The sequence below is a fragment of the Arthrobacter sp. MYb213 genome, assembly GCF_002979915.1.
GTDB lineage: Bacteria > Actinomycetota > Actinomycetes > Actinomycetales > Micrococcaceae > Glutamicibacter.
Map to the genome: position 1 here is coordinate 676096 of NZ_PCQA01000002.1, position 8291 is coordinate 684386.

Below are 8291 nucleotides of genomic sequence, written 5' to 3' on the forward strand. Positions count from 1 at the left end.
TAGGCTCCAAAAGATAGAGTACACAGCGTTTCTAAGAGAAGAGCGACCACTAGATGTCCAGCGGCCTCACGGTACCCGAGTTAACGATCGCTAACTGGCAGCACCCGGAAAACATCCAGGTATCCTTCCAGAATATCGCCGAGTTCCTACCTACCACCAAGGTCTCACGCGGCGACGAGTCGATCACCAAGCTGCCGTTCACCGAAATGGAGATTGGTGATCTCGAGGTTGCTAAGGGTAGCGCCACCGATCCCTCACTGACCGTGCGTGGAGTCATCAACTCGACGAACACCGACGGTTTGCTGATCATGCGCAAGGGCAAGGTGATGGTGGAGAAGTACTACAACACCATGACCTCGCTGACCGACCACCTGCTGATGTCGATGAGTAAAACAGTCGTCGGCACGGTGGCAGCAGCGCTGGTGAGCGCGGAAAAGCTCGACGTGAACAAGCTGGTTACCGACTATGTGCCAGCGCTTGAACGCTCCGGTTACGCCGGGGCAACGGTACGCCACCTGCTAGATATGCGTTCGGGAATTCAGTTCTCCGAAGAGTACCTAGATCCCAAGGCCGAGGTACGCATGCTGGAGGAAGCCATTGGCTGGACTCCGCCTAGCGGCGCCATTGGACCCATCGGCATGTATGACTACCTGCTGACGCTGAAGGCTAAAACCTCCCATGGTGGCGCCTTTGAATACCGCTCCTGCGAGACCGACGTGCTCGGCTGGGTGTTGGAGGCCGCCGGTGGGGCGCGCATGCAACAGCTCATCTCCGAATATGTGTGGGCCAAGATTGGTGCGCAACAAGACCTTGTGATGGGTACCGACCAGTTCGGTACCGGCATGTTCGACGGCGGCTTTAATGCAACCCTGCGCGACCTCGCCCGCTTTGCTCACCTCTACATCAACGATGGGGTGTCGTTGAGTGGACAGCGGGTCTTTGACCCATCCTGGATCACCGATACCTTCAACAGCACCGAGGATCAGCTCAAAGCCTTTGCGGACTCCTCTGGCGATAATATGATGCCCGGCGGACGCTACCGCAACCAGATCTGGTTCCCTTACCCGAATTCAAATGTCGCGCTGGCTCTTGGCATCCATGGGCAGATGATTTACATGAATCCGGCCACCAAGATGATTGGCGTGAAGCTTTCCAGCTGGCCTTACCCGCAGGATGCTTCCAAGCTGTTCCCCACCATTCGCGCCTTCGACGCAATTGCCAACCATTTAGCACAGCAAGACAGCATCTAACGCTTAGAGCTCGTTGCGTCCCTCTAGGTAGGCGCGCAAAACCTGCAGCACTCCATGCTCGGTGTTTGCTGGCGCGGTGAAGTTCGCCGCGGCCGCAACCACCGGGTGCGCGTTGGCCATGGCGAAGGAATAGGTAGCACCCTTGATCATTTCCAGATCATTGGGATAGTCCCCGAAGACCGCGGTTTCATCTTGGGTGACACCGAGCTTGTCTTGCAATGCCTTCAGCGCCAAACCCTTGTGCACCCCATGGTTCATCGCGTCCACCCAGTGGCTTCCAGAAACGACCACTTGCAAGGGGACATCTAGGGCTGCGGCCATCGCCTGCACCTGGCCGGTTGCGACGTTGACCGCCATTTTGATGATTTCATCCTCGACCTGGTCTAGATCTTCGACAACTTGCACCGCGCGGTAGTACGGGGCGATGGCTGCAAGAAAGACTTCGTCATCCCGCTCCACGTAGGCGGTACGCCGGCCACAAAGCACCAACCCGACATCCAGCGCCGACTGCGCGCGGGTTGCTGCGATCACCGAGGTGACCGACGGTGCGTCGATGATGTTGGAATAGATTTCCTGCTCGCCGTGCATCACCACGGTGCCGTTTTCGGCGATGATCGCGATCTCTCCGAGTGCTGCAAACTGCTCACGCAGGGTGGCGAACTGCCGACCAGAGGCGGGAACAAAACTGATCCCCTTGGCCTGAAGTTCATCAATGACCGCCCAAGCGGCTTCCGGGATCTGTCCGTCCCCATCTAAGAAGGTGCCGTCCATGTCCACTGCGACGAGTTTGATCGTAGCGTTCGGGTTAATCGTGTGCATTTAAATCCTAGGTGCTTAGGTGCATGGCGCGGTGTGCGGCACCAAGCACTCCGGCGGCGTTGTGGTATTTGGCGGGCACCAGTTTGGCCCGCAGTTTCAGCTTCGGTAAGAACTTCTCATGGTCCTCGGAGATGGCCCCACCGATGATAATCAGGTCCGGGCTACACAAGAATTCGACATGTGAGAGGTAGCGCTGCAACCGGGTGATGTACTGCTCCCAGCTGAGGTTTTCTTCACGCATCACCCGAGCAGCGGCTTTGCTTTCGGCGTTAAACCCGTCAATTTCCAGGTGCCCAAATTCAATGTTGGGGAACAGTACTCCGTCGCGGAAGAACGCCGAGCCGATGCCGGTGCCCAAGGTGAGCAGCATAGTGCTACCAAGAATCGGTTCACCATTTTTTGCTCCGGCTCCGGCATACACCTCGGCCATGCCTGCGGCGTCGGCATCGTTGAGGATCGCGACCTGGCGATCTAGTGTTTTGCTCAGCTGCGCCGCGGCGTCCAACCCGATCCAGGCTTCGTCGATATTAGCCGCCGAATGCACCACTCCGTCGATGACGATCCCGGGCACGGTAATTCCGGCAGGTAACCCGGCGAGGTCTTCGCCGGTGAGTTCGGCAAGGTCGCGCAGGATCTGTGCCATGACCTCGGCCACGGCATCGGGGTGTGCGCCTTCCGGGGTAGTGGCCTGCCCAATGGTGCTCTGCACCAGTTCACCGGAGGTATCAACCAGCCCGTATTTGATCGATGAACCACCCAGGTCCAGTCCGATGGCCGCAAACTGCGCCGGTGTTTCGGCTGACGCCGAGTGTTTCGCTGCCATCGGTTACTCCCCTGCGTGTGGTTCATGTAGTTGAGCAACTCAAATGAACAAACCAAAAACTATTATAAGGACTCTTTACAATAGCTACTGTCGGCGCATATCGTCAACGCCTACGCATCTTCGATGCGGTAGTTAGACCACAGTCGGCTCAGATACTGCGCGCGTGCCCCAAATAAGGCACCGCGCAAAGCCGCGTCCTCGCCTAACTCACTGACTTCAACAACGCTACTGTTAGATCCCATCCTACTGGCCAGTGCCTGATTAAGACTGTGCGTAAAAGCCTCGAAGTGAGCCAACGGTCCACACAGCAACAAACGCTGTGGGTCAAAAAATGCCAGTAGATTACCCAGCACCTCGGCTAAGACCTGGGTAAAGCTCTCTACCAACGGATCGATGGGTCCAGCAGCGGCCAACAACTTAGCTAATCGGGGGTAGTCCACCTTCGAACTGCCATCGTCGGTGAGCCCGTCCGCGGCAAGCCGCTGCAGAAAAGTCTGCTCCGCCAGGCGCAGGCCATTGAGCTCACCAGCGGTGCCGCTGGCCCCACGATGCACCGTGCCATCGATCACCAGCGCGGTACCAATGCCCGGACCCACGTAGAGCAACATCAACGATGAGGCGGTCGCCGGCTGATCGTGTCGCACCTGCGCCACAGCCATCCAGTTGACATCGTTATCCAGCACCGCTGGTGCGCCGGTCAACTCTTGAACTACCGGCACCAGCGAGGCCGAAGAACCTGGATAAACCGGTGTGGGTAACGCGGTGGCGTCCACCCCTACGCGTAGCACCGGCGAACTCTGCGACAGCGCCGCACCGAGCGTGCTCCCTGAGCTGGCGGCAGTGAGTTCTTCAACCATGCTTCCTGCCAGCTTTTGCACCTGTTCGGCGCTTGCCTCGGCAGGTACCACCCGGTGCCCTTGCGCGAGGATGCAACCGGCAAGGTCGGTGGTGCGCCCAAGCAACGAACCGGCTTCCAAACTCAACCCAAGCAGGTGCCCATAGCCCTGATTGATCCCGTAACTTTCCGGGGCACGGCCACGGCGCACTGCGGCATCGGCGCCGGGCATTACCGCAACGGGGCTGACCAGCCCATTTTCTTGTAGTCGTGAAATGCCCTGTGAGGCGGTGGGTTTAGATAGCCCCAACGCGGTAGAGATCTGGGTGCGGGTGGCCGGCTGATTTATGCATAAATAGTCAAAGATCTGTCGGTCGGTCAACGTCGCTAGGGCCCTTGGCCCGGCCGTTGGCGCAGGAAGGTTCATGAGCTCTTCACCAACCGCTGCCCCAAGGCTTCAAATTCCTTAGCGGATAATCCGTGAGCCAGCAGGTAATCGGCGATAGAACCGTGCCCGGTAGCGGCTAGATCTAGGGCGCGCTCCAACCCAGTGATGCTCGTACCGACCATCAGGTTTTGCATTTTCTCGGTCATCGTAATGTCGTGAGTAGCGAGCATGGCACGCATGGATTCAAGCCACGGACCAGACAGCGCGGCGGTAGATGCGGCATAGTCGGCCAGCACTGCATCACGATCAGCGCCCACGGCCAAGAGCAACAAGGCGACCGCGACCCCGGTGCGATCCTTACCCGCGGTGCAATGCACTAGTGTGGCTTCGTTCGACTGTGCGACGGCACCGGCGATTTTGGCCCACACATCCCCGTGATTTGCCACCAACGGAAGGTAGAGCTCATCTAGTGATGGCATGGTGCTCGGTACTGCGAGCGCGCCTTCGAGCAGCGGTAGCCTAGTGCGGCTGGCGGATTGCAAGGTTTCTGGGAAACCTGGCAACCGGCTGGTCTCCATGGTGGAACGCAGATCAAAAATTTGAGTAATGTTTTCGGTACCCAACCATCCGGTCAGTGGTTCATCAATGGTGTGTGGCACGGCGCTGCGGTAGAGCAAACCGGCACGGATGCTTCCCCCGGCCGCTGGCAAGCCGCCGGCTTCACGCAGGTTCGGCAGGCTGGAAGGGTAATTCTTCACGGACATAATCGCTAAACTATCACGGCCTGACAGCCAGCCAGCTCGACTAGGGAAAGGTGATCAGCTGGCGGATAGTACTGCCGTTCGCTAGTTGGTCAAAAGCCTCATTGATTTCGCTCAACTCTTTATTTCCGCACAGTAGTTTTTCCACCGGAAGCAAGCCACTACGCCAGAGACTTTCATAGTAGGGAATGTCCCGGGCAGGGATTGCCGAGCCTAGATATGAGCCGATGATGGTACGCGCCGAACTAGTCAGTGCCAGCGGTTCGATTTCAGCCAGCGCTCCAGGTGCCGGAAGTCCCACAGTGACAGTGGTTCCTCCGGGCGCCGTGGCACGCACCGCGGTTTCAAAGGCCCGCGGGTGCCCGGCAGCTTCGATGACCACATCGGCGGTAATTTCCATGGACGAGAGTTGCTCCGGGGTATAAACCTCGCTGGCACCAAACTCCAATGCGCTACGTAGCTTGTCGGGGTTCATGTCCACGGCGATCAGCCGAGCCGGCTCCGGCCACTTTGTACTCTGCGCGATGGCCACCAGCAATGCGGCCATCCCTACTCCACCCAGACCAATCACCATCATCGTTTGGCTTGGTTCTGGTTTGCCCGCATTTAATAGCGCGCCGCCTCCGGTGAGTACCGCGCAGCCTAGGACTGCGGCAACTTCGGCCGGCACGTCTTGGCCCACCGGAACCACCGAACGCCGGTCAAGTACCGCATGACTAGCAAATGCAGAGACACCTAAATGGTGGTTGATCGGCTGCCCTTCACTGGACAGTCGCTTGGTTCCGGTGAGTAGTTCTCCCGCGGTATTGCTCGCGCTTCCCGCGGTGCACGGCAGTTTGCCACCGGTGGCGCAGGCGGCGCAGTTTTCGCAGCGCGGCAAAAATACGCTCACCACGCGTTGGCCCAGATGTAGATCGGTGACTCCCTCGCCGAGCATCTCGATGATGCCGGCGGCTTCATGTCCGAGCACCATTGGCAACGGACGCGGACGGTTTCCCTCGATAACCGAAAGATCCGAATGGCACAGGCCTGCGGCCTCAATGCGCACCAGTACTTCTCCTGGCCCCGGGTCAGCTAACTGTATTTCGCTGAGCACCAGCGGCTTACTCTGGGCGTAGGGACGCGCAGCCCCAGAGGAGTGCAGGACCGCAGCGGTAATGGTGCGCATGGATTTAGATTCCGGCCGGAACAGTATTCATCGGGGTGTAACCGCGCACCTTGCCATCGGGCACCAGGTTCTTCACAATCAACGAGCAGTCTCTATCGCCCAGCCCTTCATTAATGAGCCGGTCAAAGTGTTCGCTCGCTAGCGCCGCCGCAGGCAGATCTAGCCCGGTCATCGCACCCGCATCTAGCGCAAGCCCGACATCTTTGCGTGCTAGATCAACTCGGAAGGTTGCTTCAAAGTTGTTGTTTGCCGCGGACGTAGCAATGACATCTGGTACCGGATACCAGGTCTGTTGTGCCCAGGAACGCCCGGAAGAGACCGAAGCGATCTCCCAGAAGACCTTCGGATCCAACCCGAGCTTTTCAGCGAGTTGAGATCCTTCTGCGCTGGCCATCAGGTCGATAAACAGCATCATATTGTTACAGATTTTTGCCGCGATACCGCTGGTGGGCCCACCAGCTACAATGATTTTTCCTGACATTGGGGAGATCAGTTCCTGCGCACGGTCCATGAGTTCTGGTGCTCCGCCGAGCATAAAGGCGAGCGTGGCAGCAGCGGCTCCGGAAATTCCCCCGGAGACCGGAGCATCAACAAAACTCAGTCCGCGCGCGGTCGCCTCGTCGTGCAGAGCACGCGAAGATTCGATATCAACGGTGGATGAATCCAGTAGCAACATCTGCGCCGTTGCATTGGCCCATACTCCGTCTTCCGCTTCATAAACCGAACGTACGTGCTCGCCCTTGGGCAGCATCGTGAAGACCGCGTCTGCCCCGTCCATCGCTTGCGCGATCGAGTCGCTGATCTGCACCCCAGCCTCGGCAGCCACAGCACAGGCTTGTGGATTCAGGTCGTAACCGCGCACCGTATGCCCGGCGTTTACCAGGTTCGCGGTCATCGGCCCGCCCATGTTCCCTAGTCCAATCCATGCATACGTGCTCATTGCCCTACCCCGCGTCTATTCTTGTGCCTAAGTTTAAGTCCTTGTCAGGCCAGCGTAGGCGGGAGGAGAACTAAGACTCAATGAGAAAGGGCCCGCCAATAACGCAAGCCTATTGTGCGCCAGCGCACACCGATCATGGCAGACTAGGAGCCATGGACCGCCAGATCGATTACCGCCACCTTGAATCCTTGATTGCCCTACTGACCGTGGCGCGGCTTGGACGGTATACCGCAGCCGCGACTGTGCTCGGGGTGAATCACTCGACGATCTCGCGTCGCATCGATGCGTTACAGAAGGCGATGGGCGGGCATCTGCTCACGCGCTCCCCCAACGGGTGGGAACTGACCGATCTGGGACGGCGGGCAATGACCAGTGCCGAAGCCATCGAGCAAGCCGTGGCTGCCATTGGCACCGAGGAAGACCCCGATGCGCTCAGTGGACATGTGCGAGTTGCCGCACCGGATGCTTTCAGCGCCCACTTGGCTGCTCCTGCGCTAGCGAAACTCCAGCAGCGCCACCCGCAATTGGTCTTTGAGATCGTTTCCGAAACCACCCGTGCGAGGCAAACCCGAACCGGTATGGATTTGGAGATTGTCATCGGTGAACCGAGCGTGCGCAAGGCGGCCTCGACCAAGCTACTTGACTACGAGTTACGGCTTTACGCCACCGCCGAATATCTTGAAACTCATGGCACCCCGAAACAGCTGTCGGAGCTATCGAATCACAGCCTGAACTACTACATCGATACCGCGCTGACCGTGGACAAACTCGATGAAGCCCCCAGCGCTTTGCCTCCCATGCGGCGTGCAATCTCCTCAACGAGCATCGCTGTGCAGTATGCGGCGACCATGAATCATGCAGGGATCGGTTTGCTGCCAGTATTCTTGTCCAAGCATTACGCCAATATGGTTCCGGTACTTCACGACGAGTTTAGTTACCACTCCGAATACTGGTTGGTTGGCCGTGAAGAAGCACTACGCAATAAGGCGGTGCAAGAAACCGTGCGCGCGCTGAATGATGCTGCGGTCAACGGAGACTGGTTCATCCCACCTTTTTCTCCCTAGCAACACCCTTTATCGGTTTGAGGCATCGCCGCCAAACAGTCAGCCGGGCGTACTGGCTTAGGAACTTTCATCGGACAGCTCTTCCAGTGGGAAGATTTGTATCCCTGCAGACGTAGCACTGACTGAAATTTTCAGTCAGTGCTATCAATGTCCTGACGCTGACGGAGTTTTTCGTTCAGTCAAAGACTAGGCCTAGAGAACCAGCAAACAACACCAAAAGAACCAGACACCACCCCGGTTCAG

General features: G+C 58.2%; 8 protein-coding genes. 2 read left to right on the forward strand and 6 right to left on the reverse strand.

Translation table 11 applies throughout. From position 1 onward, the window contains the following. The first annotated feature begins 53 nt into the window (after nucleotides 1-53). Nucleotides 54-1250: a serine hydrolase domain-containing protein gene (locus CQ011_RS07515; RefSeq protein WP_105676078.1), complete on the forward strand. Its 1197-nt coding sequence runs from the start codon at nucleotides 54-56 to the stop codon at nucleotides 1248-1250. A gap of 3 nt (nucleotides 1251-1253) precedes the next feature. Here CQ011_RS07515 and CQ011_RS07520 read toward each other — a convergent pair whose 3' ends face one another. The 6 genes from CQ011_RS07520 to mmsB all read right to left on the reverse strand — a co-directional run bounded on the left by CQ011_RS07520 (nucleotide 1254) and on the right by mmsB (nucleotide 6984). Continuing rightward, entirely contained in the window at nucleotides 1254-2069 is an 816-nt protein-coding gene (locus CQ011_RS07520) for a Cof-type HAD-IIB family hydrolase (protein ID WP_105676080.1), read from the reverse strand. A 7-nt stretch (nucleotides 2070-2076) separates the two neighbouring features. Beyond that, the gene (gene ppgK, locus CQ011_RS07525) at nucleotides 2077-2892 is read right to left on the reverse strand and encodes a polyphosphate--glucose phosphotransferase (RefSeq protein WP_105676082.1); all 816 of its coding nucleotides are present in this window, start codon (nucleotides 2890-2892) and stop codon (nucleotides 2077-2079) included. 110 nt (nucleotides 2893-3002) lie between these two features. Further along, nucleotides 3003-4154, reverse strand: a complete 1152-nt coding sequence (locus CQ011_RS07530; protein ID WP_105676084.1) for an ROK family transcriptional regulator — start codon at nucleotides 4152-4154, stop codon at nucleotides 3003-3005. Then, nucleotides 4151-4879: a tyrosine-protein phosphatase gene (locus tag CQ011_RS07535; protein ID WP_105676086.1), complete on the reverse strand. Its 729-nt coding sequence runs from the start codon at nucleotides 4877-4879 to the stop codon at nucleotides 4151-4153. Before CQ011_RS07535 ends, CQ011_RS07530 begins: the two co-directional genes overlap by 4 nt. Before the next feature lie 40 nt (nucleotides 4880-4919). Then, a complete protein-coding gene (locus tag CQ011_RS07540; RefSeq protein WP_105676088.1) occupies nucleotides 4920-6044 on the reverse strand; it encodes an alcohol dehydrogenase catalytic domain-containing protein in 1125 nt (374 codons plus the stop codon). A 4-nt stretch (nucleotides 6045-6048) separates the two neighbouring features. After that, the gene (mmsB, locus tag CQ011_RS07545; protein ID WP_105676090.1) at nucleotides 6049-6984 is read right to left on the reverse strand and encodes a 3-hydroxyisobutyrate dehydrogenase; all 936 of its coding nucleotides are present in this window, start codon (nucleotides 6982-6984) and stop codon (nucleotides 6049-6051) included. Between the two features lie 152 nt (nucleotides 6985-7136). Here mmsB and CQ011_RS07550 point away from each other — a divergent pair, with 152 nt between their 5' ends. Further along, nucleotides 7137-8048, forward strand: coding sequence for a LysR family transcriptional regulator (locus CQ011_RS07550; RefSeq protein WP_105676092.1), 912 nt, complete (start codon nucleotides 7137-7139; stop codon nucleotides 8046-8048). Nucleotides 8049-8291 lie beyond the last annotated feature (243 nt).

Excerpts from the sequence above, each read along its gene's own strand:
- CQ011_RS07540 (WP_105676088.1), bottom strand. The coding sequence starts at position 6,044 with ATGCGCACCATTACCGCTGCGGTCCTGCACTCCTCTGGGGCTGCGCGT.
- CQ011_RS07530 (WP_105676084.1), bottom strand. The coding sequence starts at position 4,154 with ATGAACCTTCCTGCGCCAACGGCCGGGCCAAGGGCCCTAGCGACGTTG.
- CQ011_RS07520 (WP_105676080.1), bottom strand. The coding sequence starts at position 2,069 with ATGCACACGATTAACCCGAACGCTACGATCAAACTCGTCGCAGTGGAC.
- mmsB (WP_105676090.1), bottom strand. The coding sequence starts at position 6,984 with ATGAGCACGTATGCATGGATTGGACTAGGGAACATGGGCGGGCCGATG.
- CQ011_RS07515 (WP_105676078.1), top strand. The coding sequence starts at position 54 with ATGTCCAGCGGCCTCACGGTACCCGAGTTAACGATCGCTAACTGGCAG.
- CQ011_RS07550 (WP_105676092.1), top strand. The coding sequence starts at position 7,137 with ATGGACCGCCAGATCGATTACCGCCACCTTGAATCCTTGATTGCCCTA.
- CQ011_RS07535 (WP_105676086.1), bottom strand. The coding sequence starts at position 4,879 with ATGTCCGTGAAGAATTACCCTTCCAGCCTGCCGAACCTGCGTGAAGCC.
- ppgK (WP_105676082.1), bottom strand. The coding sequence starts at position 2,892 with ATGGCAGCGAAACACTCGGCGTCAGCCGAAACACCGGCGCAGTTTGCG.